This window comes from Curvibacter gracilis ATCC BAA-807, from assembly GCF_000518645.1.
Classification (GTDB): domain Bacteria; phylum Pseudomonadota; class Gammaproteobacteria; order Burkholderiales; family Burkholderiaceae_C; genus Curvibacter; species Curvibacter gracilis.
This window is the reverse complement of the sequence record NZ_JADZ01000014.1, coordinates 156,866-172,949: the sequence shown is the minus strand read 5'-3', so window position 1 is coordinate 172,949 and position 16,084 is coordinate 156,866. Positions and strand designations below refer to the sequence as shown.

The 16,084-nt window shown below is 68.3% G+C and carries 13 protein-coding genes and 2 riboswitches; of the genes, 5 read left to right on the top strand and 8 right to left on the bottom strand.

Translation table 11 applies throughout. The features are described from left to right. Window positions 1-5 precede the first annotated feature (5 nt). On the top strand, window positions 6-893 hold the full coding sequence (locus L880_RS0112830; protein WP_027476021.1) for a sugar phosphate isomerase/epimerase family protein: 888 nt from the start codon (window positions 6-8) through the stop codon (window positions 891-893). A gap of 389 nt (window positions 894-1,282) precedes the next feature. On the opposite strand, the gene L880_RS0112825 is transcribed toward L880_RS0112830, so the two are convergent. The 5 genes from L880_RS0112825 to L880_RS32350 form a co-directional block, all read right to left on the bottom strand. Beyond that, a complete protein-coding gene (locus tag L880_RS0112825) occupies window positions 1,283-2,059 on the bottom strand; it encodes an IclR family transcriptional regulator domain-containing protein (protein ID WP_027476020.1) in 777 nt (258 codons plus the stop codon). 89 nt (window positions 2,060-2,148) lie between these two features. Beyond that, on the bottom strand, window positions 2,149-2,952 hold the full coding sequence (locus L880_RS0112820; RefSeq protein WP_027476019.1) for a sugar phosphate isomerase/epimerase family protein: 804 nt from the start codon (window positions 2,950-2,952) through the stop codon (window positions 2,149-2,151). A 10-nt stretch (window positions 2,953-2,962) separates the two neighbouring features. Next, on the bottom strand, window positions 2,963-3,589 hold the full coding sequence (locus L880_RS0112815) for an NIPSNAP family protein (RefSeq protein WP_027476018.1): 627 nt from the start codon (window positions 3,587-3,589) through the stop codon (window positions 2,963-2,965). 45 nt (window positions 3,590-3,634) lie between these two features. Further along, entirely contained in the window at window positions 3,635-5,356 is a 1,722-nt protein-coding gene (locus L880_RS0112810; RefSeq protein WP_027476017.1) for an FAD-dependent oxidoreductase, read from the bottom strand. Window positions 5,357-5,374: 18 nt separating this feature from the next. Further along, window positions 5,375-6,202, bottom strand: coding sequence for an IclR family transcriptional regulator (locus tag L880_RS32350; RefSeq protein WP_043329364.1), 828 nt, complete (start codon window positions 6,200-6,202; stop codon window positions 5,375-5,377). A gap of 200 nt (window positions 6,203-6,402) precedes the next feature. Between L880_RS32350 and L880_RS0112800 the strand changes: the two genes are divergently transcribed. Together L880_RS0112800 and L880_RS0112795 are read left to right on the top strand one after the other, a co-directional pair. Then, window positions 6,403-7,209, top strand: coding sequence for a shikimate dehydrogenase family protein (locus L880_RS0112800; RefSeq protein WP_027476016.1), 807 nt, complete (start codon window positions 6,403-6,405; stop codon window positions 7,207-7,209). Between the two features lie 259 nt (window positions 7,210-7,468). After that, window positions 7,469-9,205 carry an FAD-dependent oxidoreductase gene (locus L880_RS0112795; RefSeq protein WP_027476015.1) on the top strand — a complete coding sequence of 579 codons (1,737 nt, stop codon included), beginning with the start codon at window positions 7,469-7,471 and terminating at the stop codon, window positions 9,203-9,205. Here the strand turns inward: L880_RS0112795 and L880_RS0112790 are convergent, their stop codons facing one another. Then, entirely contained in the window at window positions 9,206-9,736 is a 531-nt protein-coding gene (locus tag L880_RS0112790) for a chemotaxis protein CheW (RefSeq protein WP_027476014.1), read from the bottom strand. 286 nt (window positions 9,737-10,022) lie between these two features. On the opposite strand from L880_RS0112790, the gene L880_RS0112785 reads away from it, so the two are divergent. Then, window positions 10,023-10,451, top strand: a complete 429-nt coding sequence (locus L880_RS0112785; RefSeq protein ID WP_027476013.1) for an acyl-CoA thioesterase — start codon at window positions 10,023-10,025, stop codon at window positions 10,449-10,451. 21 nt (window positions 10,452-10,472) lie between these two features. Here the strand turns inward: L880_RS0112785 and L880_RS34970 are convergent, their stop codons facing one another. Both L880_RS34970 and L880_RS0112775 read right to left on the bottom strand, forming a co-directional pair. Next, complete coding sequence (locus L880_RS34970) at window positions 10,473-12,449, bottom strand: methyl-accepting chemotaxis protein (protein WP_245615129.1); 1,977 nt, start codon at window positions 12,447-12,449, stop codon at window positions 10,473-10,475. 237 nt (window positions 12,450-12,686) lie between these two features. Next, window positions 12,687-13,964: a D-amino acid dehydrogenase gene (locus tag L880_RS0112775; RefSeq protein ID WP_027476012.1), complete on the bottom strand. Its 1,278-nt coding sequence runs from the start codon at window positions 13,962-13,964 to the stop codon at window positions 12,687-12,689. 57 nt (window positions 13,965-14,021) lie between these two features. Beyond that, a riboswitch (glycine riboswitch) is annotated at window positions 14,022-14,151 on the bottom strand. A 1-nt stretch (window position 14,152) separates the two neighbouring features. Beyond that, window positions 14,153-14,255: riboswitch (glycine riboswitch) on the bottom strand. A 199-nt stretch (window positions 14,256-14,454) separates the two neighbouring features. On the opposite strand from L880_RS0112775, the gene L880_RS0112770 reads away from it, so the two are divergent. Further along, entirely contained in the window at window positions 14,455-16,083 is a 1,629-nt protein-coding gene (locus tag L880_RS0112770) for a long-chain-fatty-acid--CoA ligase (RefSeq protein ID WP_027476011.1), read from the top strand. Window position 16,084: the final 1 nt, after the last annotated feature.

Here is a 16,084-nt window from a genome sequence, read left to right as displayed (position 1 = left end):
CCCCCATGACGATGTTTGAAAGCTACAGCCTGGACAGCCGCACCCTGGCCGGCCCGCTGGAGGCCCGGCTGGCCGCCATCCGCCAGGCCGGTTTCAGCAAGGTGATGCTGGACGCCCGCGACGTGGTCAGCCACCCCGGTGGCGTGGCCGGAGCCGTGACCGCCCTGCGCGCCAGCGGGCTGCACCCGGCCGGCCTGCAGACCCTGCACGACTTCGAAGGCCTGAGCGGGCCGCTGCACCAGTACAAGGTCGAAGTGGCCAAGAGCATGCTGCAGACCTGCGCCCAACTGGGTGCGCCGCGGCTGCTGGTGAGCGCCAGCACCCTGCCCCACGCCAGCACCGACCTGGCCCGACTCGCCGCCGACCTGCACAAGCTGGCCATGCTGGCCGTGCCGCTGGGGCTGCAGGTGGCCTACAAGGCCCTGTCCTGGGGCCAGAGCGTGCGCGGCTTCCTCGATGCCTGGGATGTGGTGAGCGATGCCAACTGCAGCAACCTGGGCCTGGGCCTGGATTCTTTCCACATGTTCGCCAACGGCGACTCACTGGACGACCTGATCGAGCTCGAACCCGAGCGCATCTTCCAGGTGCAACTGTCCGACTTCATGGGCGACATCCCCGCCCCCGAAATCCCCGGCCAGACCACGCGCAGCCTGCGCGTCTTCCCCGGCCAGGGCGCCCACAGCGAACAACTGGCCGACCTCGTGCTGCGCCTGGCCCGCCTGGGCTACAACGGCGACTACAGCCTGGACGTGAGCAACGACGACTACGCCCAACTCCCAGCCGAACACGTCGCCGCCCAAGCCCGCCAAAGCGCCGGCTGGCTCAACGACGACGTCCTGCACCGCGCCGCCCCCCTGCCCCACTGGACCCGAGCCCAAGCAAACACCTGCTGAAAAGCACCCCAGCCGACCGAGATGTCTTGGGGCTGCGCATGCAGACCTGAGCAAAAAACAGAACGCAGCCAAGTCACTGTGCGAGGACCCATACCGTCCGATTCCACCCCGCCCTCACCGTTCAAAAGGCTGCGGAGCAAGCCATACCAGCAGACACCGCGGAGCTGGCTTTGCCAGGCCGCTGGTGTCGTCCCGTGGGGGCTCGATAGCCTGAAATTGGGGACCTTACCCAGACCTATGCGACTGGGCGCTGCATCTGAAGAACAAGGGCCTACACATTCAAAAGGCTGCGGAGCAAGCCATGCAAGCAGACACCGCGGAGCTGGCTTTGCCAGGCCGCTGGTGTTGTCCCCCTCGGGGGGAAGGCGCCGAAGGCGACTCAGGGGGGGTCACAACACTTGTTGGAGTTGCATCGCCACATCCATCACCCGCGGCAGCAAGCGCGCCACCATGGCCTCGCGGCTCTGGTGCATGGTCATGGTGGCGCCCACCGCGCCCACGCATTCACCGCGCCGCGTCTTGATGGGCACGGCAAAGCCGCGCAGGCCCGAGCTGAGCTGCTGCTCGGCCACCCAGTAGCCCAGTTCGCGCGCCGCCTCCACGTCGCGGCGGAACACCTCGGCGTGGGTGGGGGTGTTGGCGGTGAAGGTGCTGAACTCATGCTCGGCCACCCAGGCCTCCATGGCCGCAGGCTCCCAGGCCGACAGGATGGCCGGCCCCGGCGTGACCACATGGGCCGGCACGCGGGCCCCGACCGGAAACCCGATCGTCACCATGCGGTTGCTCTGGCTGCGCGCCAGGTACACCACCTCGTGCCCGTCGAGCACGCTGAAATTGAAGTTCTCGCCGCATTCCGCCGCCAGCCGCTGGATGAAGGGCAGCACCAGACGCGGCAGTCGCGCCGCGCTGAGGTAGCTCTGCCCCAGCATCAGCACCCGGGGCGACAGCCAGAAACGCTTGCCGTCGGTGTAGGCGTAACCAAAGTGCACCAGGCTCAGCAGATAGCGCCGCGCCGCCGTGCGCGAGATGTCAGCCCGGATCGCGGTTTCTGAGGCCGTGAGCCGGGCGTGCTCGTCGTCAAAGGCCTCAATGACCCGCAACCCCTTGCCCAGACCGTCGATGATGTTCTTGCGCGCAACTTCCATCACCGATTCTGTGCCGCGCATCGCCGCTCCAGCCCCTGGTGATATCCCTCAAAACACCCGGCTGGCGCCCACATTGCGCGCATGTCGCGCACCCTACCCACCAGGAACGGTCACTCCAATGCAGAACGGCTGGCCGCCAAAGCTGCACGCGCCCAGGCCGTCTGACCCAGGCGGGCCACCCGCACCTGGTGCGGCACCTCGACGCTGATGGGCAGGTCGGCCGGCAAGGCGGCAAAAATGCCGGCCAGGTCGATCACGCCCTCGCCCGGCAGTTGCCGCTCGCATCGGGCGGTGTGGATCATCTGGGGCACGGTCAGGTCGGGGCCGCCAGGGGCATCGCAGATCTGGGCGTAATGCAGCAGTTCTCGCGGCAGGGCGCGCAGGTCGTCCAGCGTGGTGCTGGAGCGCCCCACGTGCAGGGCATCGACCAGGATGCCCGCCGCCCGAGGCGTGCCGGCAGCCTGCACCACGCGCAGCGCGGCCCGGGCGTCGGGCACGGCCGTCCAGGGCATGAACTCCAGATCGCAGCTCAGGCCATAAGGCGCGGCCAGCTCGCACAGACGGGCATAGCCCTCGACCAAGCGGGCTTCGTCAGTGTCGTCGCCGGCCACCAGCAGGGCCTTGGCCCGCAGGGCGGCGCCGGCTTCGAGCAGGGGACGGTAGGCCAGCGGGTCAAAGCCCTCGCCGATGCGGATGATCTCGAGATCGAACACGCCCACCCCCGTGTCACGCTGGGCGGCCAGGGTTTCGCGCTGCTGCACCGGGTCGTCCAGCCAGGCCTGAAAGGGGCCGCCGGGGCCGTTGGGCAGCAAGCGCAGCCCGACATGGGCATAGCCCAGTTCGGCGGCCAGGCGCAGCATCGCCGCGGGGGTGAGAGCCCCGGCTGTCAGGTAGGCCAATGAGTAGGTCCGCATGGCCCGGGCCTCACTTCAAAGGTGACACCGCGGTGGGCAGGGCAATGGTCGAGACCATCTGCGTGGTCAGGTGGGCCGGCCCACCCTTGGGCGGCCAGATGCCCTGGGCCACCGCGTCGGCGCGGGCTTTGCTGCGGGCGTCCAGCGTGGGGTAGGCCCAGATGTTGGTGAAGCGCAGCGGACCGTCGAGCGCCACCATGGCCACCACACAGGGCGACAGGGCTTCGCGCGGGGGCACGTACTGCTCCCACAGATCGATGGTGGCCTGCACGCCACCGGGCTTGATGCCGTAGGTGCGGATCTCGTACACCGGCCCCACGATGCCCGACTCGGCACTGGGGCGCACCGGCTTCATCCACGGGAAGCCGCGAAAGCTCTCCAGGCTCAGGCTATGGTAGAGGTCGCCGCAGCCGAAGGGGCTGGCGCTGTGCTGCGTGCGCTGGCGCTCGGCCTCCAGCGTGGCCACATCAGTAAAGCCGCGCAGCACGATCATGCGGTTGAGTTCACCGATGTCGGTGGTCCAGCAGGCCAGCAGTTCGCCCTGCGCCTCGGGGGCGCTGGCAAAGGCCTGCACCTGGGCGGCAGCCTGGCCGGCGGTGCCGAAGGGAAGGGTCAGGGTGGCAAGTTCGTAGTACATGGGCAATACCGTGGAAAGTGAGAGAGAAAACAAAGAAGGCAAGGCTCAGCCCGGCAGGGCCACGCCGGCGGCGTGGTGCGCCGCAATGAAGCCGAAGGTCATGGCCGGCCCCAGGGTGATGCCCCCGCTGGGGTAGTGCCCGCCCATGAGGCTGTTCATGTCGTTGCCGGCCGCGTACAGGCCGGGGATGAGGCGCCCCTGGGCGTCCAGTGCCTGGGCCTGGGCATTGGCGCGCAGGCCGGCAAAGGTACCCAGGCTGCCGGGCAGCACCCGCACGGCATAGAACGGCCCTTGCTGCAGCGGCGCCATGCAGGGGTTGGCCGTGCCGGCGGCGGCATCGCCCTGGATGCGGTTGTAGGGGGTCTCGCCCTTGGCAAAGTCGGCGTCACGCCCTTGCAGCGCGGCGGCGTTGTAGCGCTGCACCGTGGCCTGCAGGCCGGCGGTATCGATGCCGCAGGCCTGGGCCAATTCGCTCAGCGTGGCGCCGCGCAACAGGTAACCCCGGCGCAGCCAGGGGCCCAGCGGCATGGGCGCAGGTTTGACGGCGCCCAGACCGTAGTGGCGGATGAAGGTGTGGTCGCACAGCAGCCAGGCCTGGGCCGGCTGGCCGGCCGGGGTGGCGGCCAGCAAGGCACTCATGAAGTCGTGGTAAGAGTCGGCCTCGTTCACAAAGCGACGGCCATTGGCCATGACCGCGATCAGGCCCGGCTTGGCGCGCTCGATCAGGTGCGGAAAATGCGCCACCGAGCCATCGGCGCGCGGCACCAGGGACACCGGGGCCAATGCAGCCGCGCTGTGCAGATCGCGCGCCACCACGGCGCCGGCCGATTCGCCCAGGCGCAGGCCGTCCCCCGTGTTGCCACGCGAGGCGGCCGACCAGTGCTCGCGCCCGGTGGGGGCGTGTGGCAGCAACTCGCGCTTGCGCGCCTCGTCGTGCGGAAAGCCCCCGCAGGCCAGCACCACGCCGCAGCGGGCGCGCACGGTGCGCAGGCCCTCGGGGCCCGCAGTCTGCACCCCGGCCACACGTCCGCCCTCGATCAACAGGCGCTTGACCGGCGTACCGACCCGGATCGACACCCCGGCCTCGAAGGCCGAGGCCGCCAGCGCACCCACAAGGGCATTGCCATTGACCAGGCGCAGGCCACGCCCGTGCAGCAGGCAGTCGCGCCAGTAACGCAGCACCAGCCGGGTCACGTGCCAGAACGAGCGCGGGCTGCGCAGCGCGTTCAGAAAGTGCCGCAACTCGGCCCCCGAAGCGATGCCCATGCCCCACAACGTGGTCTCGGCCAGCGGGGGTTTCAGGCTGTCGATGTGGCGGCCCAGGCGGCGCGCATCAAAGGGGGCAGCGCACACCGAGCGGCCGCCCAGGGCAGCAGCCGGGCTGCGGCCATGGAAGTCGGGAATGCCATTGCCGTCGATGAACTGCAAGGCCGTCTGACGCTGAAAGAACTCGACCATGCGCGGCCCCTGGCGCAAAAAGGCGCTCACCCGCTCAGCATCGAACTGGTCGCCCAGTTCGTGGCGCAGGTAGGTCTCGGGCAGGGCCGGGTCTTCATCGATGCCGGCCGCCAGGGCCAGCGGGTTGCGCGGGATCCACATCCAGCCGCCCGACCAGGCGGTGGTGCCGCCGTACTGGGGGTCTTTTTCCAGCACCTGCACCTTCAAGCCCAGGTGGGCCGCGGTCACGGCCGTGGCCAGCCCCCCGGCCCCTGAGCCCACCACCAGCAAATCGACATCGGAGCTTGAAGCAGTGCTGGCAGGGTTCATGGAGGCGTGCTGGGGCCCTCAGGCCGCGTAAATGGGTTTGGCGCCCGCCGTGGCGCGCAGGCCCTGGGCAGGTTTGCTGAAGAAAGGCGAGCTGCCGCTGGCCGCCGCCAGTTGGGCGGCACAGGCCAGCAACTCATCGCCCAGGGCCTGCATGCGCTCCGGGGTGAAGCGCACGGTGGGGCCCGCGATGCTGAGCGTGCCCAGGGGCGGCTGGCCGTGCAGGCGCACCGGGGCCGCCATGGCATTGAGGCCGGCGGTGTAGGTTTCGCAGGTCAGGCTGTAGCCGCGCTGGCGCGTGGCCTGCACCTCGGCCATCACGGCCTGCAGGCTGGTGGGAGCGTTGGGGCCGTACTTGCCGGGCTCGCCCAGGCCTTGCTGGGCCAGCAGGGCCAGGGCCTCGTCGTCGCTCAGGCCCGACAGCCAGGCCAGGCCCGAAGACGAGCAGGCCAGCAGCGCATCGCTGCCCATGTCGGGGTCGTAACGCAGGCCCTGGCGGGCGCCCTGGGCCCGCGCCACCCAGGTCAGGCGGTGGCCATCGACCACGGCCAGGCGCACCAGCTCGCCCGAGATCTCGGCCAGGCGGTCGAGCAGGGGCTGGGCGATGTCGACGATGCCGGTGCTGCTGAGAAAGGACAGGCCCATGGCCACCAGCTTGGTGGTGAGCATGTAGTCGCCGTGGTCGCGCAACTGGCGCACATAGCCGCAGCGCACCAGATCGGTCAGCAGGCGGTGCACCGCGCTGCGCGGGATGTCCAGGCGGTCGGCGATGACCGCCAGCTCCAGCCCATCGCCATGCTGGGCCAGCAGTTCAAGAATGCCCAGGGTTCTTTCCAATACGCCACTCATTGCTCAACTCTCCATGCGGGAAGGAGCCTGAGCGTACCCGAGCCGCGGCCAGCGGCGGGGGTGAGTGACAGGGCGTGGCGTGACTGCATGCCGCCATCATACCGATAAATTGGAATTAAATTCAATAGTTGAATTGCATTCCACTTTCAAATACCATCGAGGCCTTGATTCAATTCACCCGCCAGAACCCTCATCACACCATGACAGACAAGCTGAGCCTCTCGCTCGACGGCGCCACCCGCGTCCATTACATCGTGGGCGACCCGATCGCCCAGGTCAAATCCCCAGCCGGGGTCAGCCTGGCCTTGCAGGCACGGGGCCAGCATGCGCTGGTGGTGCCGGCCCATGTGCCGCCGGCCGAGCTGGCGGCCTGGGCACGCGGCGTGTCGCTGGCGCGCAATGTGGACGGCATCATCGTCACCGTGCCGCACAAATTCGCCAGCTTCGAGCTGTGCAGCGCGCACTCCGAACGCGCCGCCTTTCTGCACACGGTGAACGTGATGCGCCGTCTGCCCGATGGCAGCTGGTATGGCGACATGTTCGACGGCCTGGGCTTTGTCAGCGCCATGCAGGACCGGGGCTGCCAACCCGCCGGCAAGAAGGCCTTGCTGGTGGGCGCCGGTGGCGCCGGCTCGGCGATCGCCCACGCCCTGGTGCTGGCCGGCGTGAGCGAGCTGGCCATCCACGACGAAGACACCACCCGGCGGCAGACCCTGGTGAACCGCCTGGCCGGCCTGGGTCGTTGCCCGGTGCACGACGGCAGCGCCGACCCGAGCGGCTTTGACATCGTGCTCAACGCCACCCCGGTGGGCATGAAGGAAAGCGACCCCTACCCGCTGGACGCCAGCCGCCTCACGGGTCAGATGTTCGTGGGCTGCGTGATCACCCAGCCCGCGGTCACCCCGCTGATCGCTCAGGCACGCAGCCTGGGCTGCGCCACCATGACCGGGGCGGACATGTTTGCGCGGGTGCGGGACTTGATGGTGGAGTTTCTTTCCCCCCCCTGAGCCGCCTTCGGCGTCATCCCCCCAAAGGGGACGGCACCCGTGGCCGGGCAAAGCCCGCTCCACGGTGCCTGCTGGCGTGGCCTGCTCCGCGGCCTTTCGAGCGTTACGGGCAGGGCGGGATCGGGCGTCGTGGGTCTTTGCAAAAGCTCCGGACCTGAATTTGCTCTTCCGTTTTCGTTGCCCGCATCAGGCTGAACACAACAACAGCAGCCTGGCAAAGCCACCTCCGCGGCCTCACTTTTTCATTTGAATCACTGATATGCAGTTGCTGGACAAAGACTTGAGCGGCCTCACACCGGGCCAGACGTTTGATGTGGTGGTGGTGGGGGCGGGAGGGGCCGGGCTGTCGGCGGCGCTGTTTGCGGCCATCGAGGGGGCGCGGGTGCTGGTGGTCGAGAAGACCGAATTTGTGGGGGGCACCACGGCCTTGTCGGCGGCCACCACCTGGGTGCCGGGCACGCGCCAGGGCGCGGCGGTGAACCCGCAGGACAGCCTGAGCGAGGCGACGCGCTACCTGGACAACGCCATCGGCGACCACGCCCCGCGCGCGCTGCGTGAGGCCTTTCTGGCCCATGGCCGGGCCGCGGTGGACCAGATCGAGGCGCACTCCGAGGTGCGGTACCGCGCCTATGCCAAGCACCCTGACTACATCTCCGACCTGGGTGGCTCGACCCTGTGCGGGCGCGCCCTGGAGCCCCTGCCCTTCGACGGCCGCCGCCTGGGCCCGCTGCTGAAGCTGCTGCGCCCGCCCATCCCCGAGTTCACCGTGCTGGGCGGCATGATGGTGGACCGCAACGACATCAACCACCTGCTGGGCATGACGCGCTCCTGGGCCTCGCTCAAGCACTCGATCAAGATCCTGGCACGCCACGGCCTGGACCGCCTGAGCCACCCGCGCGGCACCCGCCTGGTGATGGGCAATGCCCTGATCGCGCGCCTGCTGCACTCGCTGGCCCAGCACGACCAGGTCAGCCTGGCGCTGAACACCAGCGTGTGCGCCCTGGGACCCGAGCAGCAAGGCCTGCGCGAATTGACGCTGGAGCAGAACGGCCAGCGCCTGACTGTGAAGGTGCGGGGCGGCGTGGTGCTGGCCAGCGGCGGCTTCAACCGCCACCCCGAGTGGCGCCAGAAGCTGCTGCCCGGCGCCGACGAGGCCTGGTGCCCCGCCGCGCCCGGCCACACCGGCCAGGCGCAGAGCCTGGTCCAGGGCCTGGGGGCCCGCCATGGCCGCAATGGCCTGAGCCCGGCCTTCTGGGCCCCGGTGTCGTTGCGCCGGCGTGCCGATGGCAGCCAGGCGGTGTTCCCGCACTTTGTGATGGACCGGGCCAAGCCCGGCATGGTGACCGTGAACCAGGCCGGCGAGCGCTTTGTCAACGAAAGCACCTCGTACCACCTGTTCGGCCTGGCCATGCAGAAGGCCCACCAGCAAAGCCCCGCCATCCCGGCCTACCTGGTGTGCGACGCCAAAGCCCTGCGCCAGTACGGCCTGGGCATGGTGCGCCCGGGCGGCAAGGGGCTGGCCCCCTTCCTGGCCGATGGCTACCTGGTGCAGGGCCGGACGCTGGCCGAGTTGGCCGCGCAATTGATGGTGCCTGCCGACGCATTGCAGCGCACCGTGGAACAGATCAACCGCTATGCCGAAACCGGCGTGGACCCCGACTTCCACCGCGGCGAGACGGCCTACCAGCAGAACATCGGCGACGCGACGGCGGGCGGGCGCAACCCCAATCTGGGGCCGCTGAAAGAAGCGCCGTTCTACGCCATCCGCCTCTACCCCGGTGACATCGGCGCCAGCACCGGCCTGGTGACCGACGCACAGGCCCGACTGCTCAACGAGCACGACCAGGCTCTGCCCGGCCTGTACGCGGTAGGCAACGACATGAACTCGATCATGGGGGGCGTGTACACCGCGCCCGGCATCACCATCGGGCCGGGCCTGGTGTTTGCCTACCTGGCGGCACAGCACGCCTGTGCCCGCGCCAGATCCGCGGCCTGATTACACCGGCACCGCGAGCAGGGCCTGTTCGCTGTCGCCCAGTTGGCCCAGCAACTGATCGGCGTCGAGCAGGATCAGCATCTGCTGGCGCCCTTCCACCTTGAGCTCGCCCAGGCCCTGGATGAAGGTACCGCGCCCGCCGTCGGCCAGTTCGGGGGCCGGCTGGATGTCGGCCGGGGCCAGGCCGACCACATCGGTCACGCCATCCACCACGAAACCCACGGTGCGTTGCTTGAGGTTCATCACGATGGTCACGGTGCCCACCCCGATGTCGGCCGGCAGGCCCATGCTGTGGCGCAGGTCCAGCACGGGCACGATGACCCCGCGCAGGTTCAGCACCCCACGCACCACCTCGGAGGCCCCTGCGATGCGGGTGGGGGTCTCGAAGCCGCGGATCTCCTGCACGCGCAGGATGTCCACGCCATACAGCTCTTTGCCGACCTGGAAGGCCAGGTACTCGCGCACCTGGGCCGAGGCCTCGCTGGGGCGGCCGGCCCGGCTGGAGGGGGAGGAAGAAGTGGACAGTTCCATGAAATGACTCCTGAGGCAGACACGCTGGGCATCGCCATCAATTGCTTAAATTGATTTTTATGATAAGCAATTCACCCTTGAAAATCAATAAAAATTGTATTTTTGTTGATCTGACAGTGAGAAATGAGCCTCCACAGCCTCTTTTGTGCGTTGCCCGGCCCGGCACTGCCGACACCGGCGAACCCCGTCGACTGCGGCACCGCCGTGCAGGCCCGACAATCGGGTCAGAGGTGAGTCGGGCCCAGGGCCTGGTCACCAAGCTGTCAATCAAACCCATGGAGACCCCATGACCCAAACCGTGGTCTATGAAGTGAAGGTGATGTTCGGCGACTGCGATCCGGCCGGCATCGTGTTCTTTCCGAATTTCTCGAAATGGATGGACGCCTCGTCGCTGAACTTTTTCATGGCCTGTGGCGTGCCGCCCTGGGGTGAACTGGTCAAGACCACCGGCATCATCGGCACGCCGCTGCTGGAGATCAACACCAAGTTCATGCGCCCTGCCACCTATGGCGAGACGCTGCAGATCCACACCAGCGTCGAGGAATGGCGCGACAAGACCTTTGTGCACCGCCACGTGGTCAAACGCGGCGACGAGGTGCTGTGCGAGGGGCGCGAGGTGCGCGCCTTCTGCGTGCGCCTGCCCGAGAGCGCCGAGGGCCCGGAGCGCATCAAGGCCGTGCCGGTGCCGGCCGACATCCTGGCCCTTTGCCGCTGAGGCACGGGGGATGAAACGCTTTCAAGGCACCTGAAAGCGCGCCACCTCGCGGGCCAGCCGCGCCGCCTGCTCACGCAGGGCTGTGGCACCCGCCGCGGTCTCCTCGACCAGCGCGGCATTCTGTTGCGTGGCGCGGTCCAGCTCCTGCACCGCCTCGCTGACCTGGCCGATGCCCTGGCTCTGCTCCACCGCCCCGGTGGCGATGTAGCTCAGCAGCTCGTTGACACGCTGGGCACTTTGCACGATGTCCTGCATGGTGCTGCCGGCTTCGCGCACGATGGCGGTGCCGCCTTCCACCTTCTCCACACTGGTGCCGATCAGGGCCTTGATTTCGCGTGCGGCCGCGGCCGACCGCTGGGCCAGTGAGCGCACCTCGCTGGCCACCACGGCAAAGCCCCGGCCCTGCTCGCCGGCCCGGGCCGCCTCGACCGCCGCATTGAGCGCCAGGATGTTGGTCTGGAACGCAATGCCGTCGATGACGCCGATGATGTCTTCGATGCGCCGCGAGGCGGCCTGGATCTCCTCCATCGTGGCCACCATGTTGCCGATCACATCACCGCCATGCCCGGCCACCTGGGCATTGTGGGCGGCGATGCGGGTGGCCTCCTGGGTGTGCTCGGTGGTCTGGCGCACCGTGGCGCCGATCTGCTCCATCGCGGCCGCCGACTGCTCCAGGTTGGCCGCGGTCTTCTCGGTCCGCGCCGAAAGGTCGACCGAGCCCTCGGCGATCTCGGTGCTGGAGTGCACGATCTCGTCCGACGAGCGCCGCACCTGCAGCACCATGCTGCGCAAGCTGTCCTGCATCTGGCGCAGCATGATCATCAGGCTGGCCGCCTCGTCGCGCCCCCAGGGGCTGGGCGAGGTGGTGAGGTCGCCCTCGGTCATGGCCTCCAGATGGCGGCTGACCTCTTGCAAGCCGCCGTTCATGACCAGGTAGAACGCATAGAAAAGGTAGACGCCGACCAGCAGGCACAGCACCAGCCCGACCAGCAGCAGCCGCCGCTCGCTCTCGGTGCGGGCAATGCGCTGGCTCAGCAACTCGTCGAGCAGGCCCAGGCTGGCCGTGCCCACCTCGCGCAGACGGTCCACCGCCACCTGGCCAGGGCCATTCAGGGCTTCGGTGTCAGCCTTGAAGGCCGGGCCGAACCAGGACTTGTCAGCGGCATTCAAGAAGGCGCGCGCGGCTTCGACAGCCTCAGCCGCTTTGACACGCCGTGTCACCTCAGGGTTGGCCTCGGCGGCTCGTTGTGCGGCTTTCAGCACACCGTCCACACTCTCGCGCCCCTGGTACCAGACGCCATAGAGTTGGCGCAGGGCCGCTGCATCGGGTTCGCCATGGCGTGCGATCGCACCGGCCAAGGCCCGGGTCCGCGAGACCGGCTCGATCACCGCCGACACCACATCGGTCGACAGGGTCATCAGGTAGTAGGTGTCCTGATCGGGATCGAGCGTGAGCTGGGATCGGTCCATCACCGTCACACGCAGATCGCGCACGGCATCCACATAGGTCTGCAATGGAGCGCTCAGATCGTCGGCACGGCCACTGGCGACCAGGGGCTTGAGTTGCTCGTGCAACTGGGCCACACGACTGAATTCGGTACGCAGATCCAGCTGCGAAGCCACCGCCGTCAAACTGGCCTGCGTGGCCGCCATGCGGGCCGCAATCGCCTCCAGATCCGGCGTCCTGGCGATGCCCGACTCGACCAGACGGCGCTGTTTCTGCACCTCGATCAGCCAGGGCTCGATGTGGCGGATGACCTCGACGCCCACGCGCTCGCTGGCGGCGAAGTCGATGGTGGCCTGGCTGGTGCGCACATAGGCCAGCAAGAGCAGCACGATGGGCACCAGAAAGGCCAGAGAGATCCAGCCGGCCTTGGCGCCGAACTGCAGCCGCCTGAACAGCCTGACCCCCGGCGCCCACACGCCATGGTGCTGGAAGAAATGACCGGAAGAACGTGGGGAGGCAGAAAGCAGGGGGGTGTGGCGTGGGGGATTCATGGAATGGGAAAGCACAGAACTCAGGCCGGCCCTTGCCTGGGGTGCAGGGCGGTCCGCTTCACACTGAGCAAGTTCGGTGCCGAATCCTCGATGCCCTGACCCAGGCCCGGATGACACGGGTGCACGCCGAGGTGCCCCAACACAGGGCACCACGCCCCGCGATGCCAAGGCCCAGCGGGGCCTTGGCGGCCGCGCACCAGAACCGGGCGCCATCCCGAGCGCCCGGCTGCAAGCCCGTCAGGCCTGGGTGAGTGCGTGCCCTGCCACAGCCCCGGCGCCCACCAGCATCGGCCGAGGCAGCAGGGCTTCGGCCACCACATCGCCGATCATGTCGGCCGTGACGGCGCTCAGCGTCCAGCCCAGGTGGCCATGGCCCGTGTTGTAGAACACCCCGGGGGCCCTGCCCCGGCCCACCCGGGGCAGCATGTTGGGCATCATCGGGCGCAGCCCGGCCCAGGGCACCACGCTCTGGGTGCTGACGCCGGGGAAGCATTGCTGCACCCAGTCGATCAGGGGCTGGATGCGGTCGGCCCGGATGTCTTTGTTGAAGCCGTTGAATTCGGCCGTGCCCGCCACGCGGAAACGGTCCACCCCGAGGCGGCTGGTGACCAGCTTGGTGGCATCGTCCAGCAGGCTGACCTGGGGGGCCGCGCGCTGGCTGGTCTCGTCGCGCAGGTTGACCGTGATGGAGTAGCCCTTGACCGGGTAGATGTTGATGCGGTCGCCCAGGCTGGCGGCAATCTGGCGGCTGGCCGTGCCGGCACAGACCACCACCGCGTCGAAGGCGTGCTGCGTCACGCCCGAGGCATCGGCCGCGGTGACCTGGATGCCCCCACCATGCGACCGCACACCCTGCACGTCCTGCCCGAACAGGGTGCGCACCCCGCGGCGCTCGGCCGCGCGGGCCAGGCCGTTGGTGAACTTGTGGATGTCGCCGGTGGAGTCGCTCTCGGTGTAGTAGCCGCCGAAGTACTGGCCGGCCAGCGTGGGCTCGATGGCCTTCATCTCGGCAGGCGTCACGGCGCGGCGCGGCAGGCCGCCACGGGCCAGCAGCTCGGACACCCGGCCGGCGTGGTCAAAGCCGGCCTTGTCGCGGTAGATGTGCAGGATGCCTTGCTTCTTGAGGTCGAAGTCGATGCCCTCCTCCTGCGCCCAGGCAAACAGGTGCTCGCGGGCCGCCACGGCCAGGCGGGCGGTCTCGATGGTGTTGCGCTCGTAATGCGGCAGGTGGGCGATGAACTCGGCAAACCACGAGATCTTGTGCCAGCTGGGCTTGGGGTTGACCAGCAGCGGCGCATCGTTGCGCAGCATCCACTTCAGGCCCTTGAGCAGGGTCGAGGGGTGGTTCCAGACCTCGGCGTTCGAGGCCGACAGCTGGCCGCCGTTGGCAAACGAGGTCTCCATGGCGGCATAGCGGTTCTTCTCGAACAGGGTGACCGAGAGGCCGCGGCGCGCCAGCGCATAGGCCGTGGTGACGCCGGTGATGCCGCCGCCGATGACTGCGATGGTTTTCATGGGAAAAGCTCCAGAACTCGTCATGAGGGTGGGGCCTGCACGCGACATTGCGTGGCAGGCGCCCCCTCTGTTCTGGACCTGAGAGATTCACCCGGCCACCCCCGTGAACGGGACGGCAGTGCGGGCTTGCTCCTTCGGTGCGCCGGACGACGAAAACGATTTCCGGCAGCTCTTCAGAGTGTCTGTCGCGTGTGAACCCGGTCCTTTTGCCTGAGAGTTTCCGGGGCGGTTGCTCCTTCGGCGCTGCGCTCCGGCCACTGAGGGCGGTGCAGTCTCTCCCGGGTTCACGTGGTGTCGGTGGTTTTCAACCGACAACCGGCCGCAGTGTAGAAGAACCTGGCCCGATTGGAAACAAAAAGTTTTTGTCCCCATGCCCATGCCCCTCAGTCGCCGACACGACAAGGAGGAGCGGATGCGTTTGCGAACATCCGGACACATTTCAAGGGCCGACGAGCCCGCCCCGTCAAAACAAGCCAAGGAGACACAGACAATGCAACAGCCCGGCCGCATGATGGACCGCCCCCTGCTGGTTTCGGCCATTCTGGAACACGGCACCGCCCAGTTCGGCGCGCAGCAGATCGTCTCGCGCGAGACCGATGGCAGCCTGCACCGCTACACCTTCACCGACCTGGCCGCGCGGGCCCGGCAACTGGCCAATGCGCTGCAGGCGCTGGGACTGAAGGCGGGCAGCACGGTCGGCTCGATCGCCTGGAACAACCACCGCCACCTGGAGGCCTACTACGCCGTCTCGGGCAGCGGCATGGTGATGCACACCTGCAACCCGCGCCTGCACCCCGAGCAACTGGCCTACATCATCAACCACGCCGACGATGAGGTGGTGCTGTTCGACACCAGCTTCGCCCCCCTGGTGAAAGCGGTGGCCGCGCACTGCCCGCGTGTGCGCCACTGGGTCGCCCTGTGCGGCGAGGCGGACCTCCCCACCCTGGAGGGCGGCCCGGCCGTGCTGGCGGTGGACCGGCTGATCCAGGCGCAGAGCGACCGCTTCGACTGGCCTGAACTGGACGAGAAGACCGGTGCCGCCCTGTGCTACACCTCGGGCACCACCGGGCACCCCAAGGGGGTGCTTTATTCGCACCGCGCCCTGTGCCTGAGCGCGCTCTCGGCCTGCCTGCCCGGCGTGCTGAGCCTGTGGGCCCAGGAGACCCTGCTGCCCGTGGTGCCGATGTTCCACATCAACGCCTGGTGCCTGCCCTACGCGGCCCTGATCTCCGGCGCCAAGCTGGTCTTGCCCGGCCCGCGCCTGGACCCGGCCAGCCTGTACGAGCTGATGGAGTCCGAGCGCGTCACCGTCAGTGCCGGCGTGCCCACCATCTGGATGGGCCTGATCCAGCACGTGGAGCAGCACCAACTGCGTTTCAGCACCATGCGCCGCACCGGCGTGGGCGGCTCGGCCATGCCCAAGGCCCTGATCGCCAAGTTCAACGACGTGTACGGCGTGGACGTGCGCCACGGCTGGGGCATGACCGAGACCACCGCGATTGCCACCATGAGCAACCTGGGCCCCGACGAGATGGCCCGCCCGGCCGAAGAGCGCCACACCCTGGTGGGCAAGCAGGGCAAGTCGGTGTTCGGCATCGAGATCAAGGTGGTGGATGACAACGGCGCCACCCTGCCGCGCGACGGCCACTCGCAAGGTGAGCTGATGGTGCGCGGCCAGTGGATCGTGGAGCGCTACCACAAGGCCGAACGCTCGGCCCTGGTCGAGGGCTGGTTCCCCACCGGCGACATCGCCACCATCGACGCCCAGGGCGTGATGCAGATCCGCGACCGCACCAAGGACGTGATCAAGTCGGGCGGTGAATGGATCAGCTCGATCGATCTCGAAAATGCCGCCGTGGCCCACCCCGCCGTGGCCATGGCCGCGGTGATCGGCGTCAAGCACCCGCGCTGGGACGAGCGGCCGCTGATGTTCATCGTGCTCAAACCCGGCCAGGAGCTGAGCAAGCAGCAGGTGCTCGACTTCTTGACCGAGCGCGTGGCCAAGTGGTGGCTGCCCGACGAGGTGCTGTTCGTCGACAGCCTGCCCCTGGGCGGCACCGGCAAGGTGCAGAAAAACGAGCTGCGCCACCAGCACGGCGGCGTGTTCGAAGGCCTGTGAT

What these genes read in the sequence shown, in the direction of transcription:
- L880_RS0112800 (WP_027476016.1), top strand. Translation starts at nt 6,403, where the DNA reads ATGACAGACAAGCTGAGCCTCTCGCTCGACGGCGCCACCCGCGTCCAT.
- L880_RS0112830 (WP_027476021.1), top strand. Translation starts at nt 6, where the DNA reads ATGACGATGTTTGAAAGCTACAGCCTGGACAGCCGCACCCTGGCCGGC.
- L880_RS0112790 (WP_027476014.1), bottom strand. Translation starts at nt 9,736, where the DNA reads ATGGAACTGTCCACTTCTTCCTCCCCCTCCAGCCGGGCCGGCCGCCCC.
- L880_RS0112815 (WP_027476018.1), bottom strand. Translation starts at nt 3,589, where the DNA reads ATGTACTACGAACTTGCCACCCTGACCCTTCCCTTCGGCACCGCCGGC.
- L880_RS0112820 (WP_027476019.1), bottom strand. Translation starts at nt 2,952, where the DNA reads ATGCGGACCTACTCATTGGCCTACCTGACAGCCGGGGCTCTCACCCCC.
- L880_RS0112770 (WP_027476011.1), top strand. Translation starts at nt 14,455, where the DNA reads ATGCAACAGCCCGGCCGCATGATGGACCGCCCCCTGCTGGTTTCGGCC.
- L880_RS0112775 (WP_027476012.1), bottom strand. Translation starts at nt 13,964, where the DNA reads ATGAAAACCATCGCAGTCATCGGCGGCGGCATCACCGGCGTCACCACG.
- L880_RS0112825 (WP_027476020.1), bottom strand. Translation starts at nt 2,059, where the DNA reads ATGCGCGGCACAGAATCGGTGATGGAAGTTGCGCGCAAGAACATCATC.
- L880_RS0112795 (WP_027476015.1), top strand. Translation starts at nt 7,469, where the DNA reads ATGCAGTTGCTGGACAAAGACTTGAGCGGCCTCACACCGGGCCAGACG.
- L880_RS0112810 (WP_027476017.1), bottom strand. Translation starts at nt 5,356, where the DNA reads ATGAACCCTGCCAGCACTGCTTCAAGCTCCGATGTCGATTTGCTGGTG.
- L880_RS0112785 (WP_027476013.1), top strand. Translation starts at nt 10,023, where the DNA reads ATGACCCAAACCGTGGTCTATGAAGTGAAGGTGATGTTCGGCGACTGC.
- L880_RS32350 (WP_043329364.1), bottom strand. Translation starts at nt 6,202, where the DNA reads ATGAGTGGCGTATTGGAAAGAACCCTGGGCATTCTTGAACTGCTGGCC.
- L880_RS34970 (WP_245615129.1), bottom strand. Translation starts at nt 12,449, where the DNA reads ATGAATCCCCCACGCCACACCCCCCTGCTTTCTGCCTCCCCACGTTCT.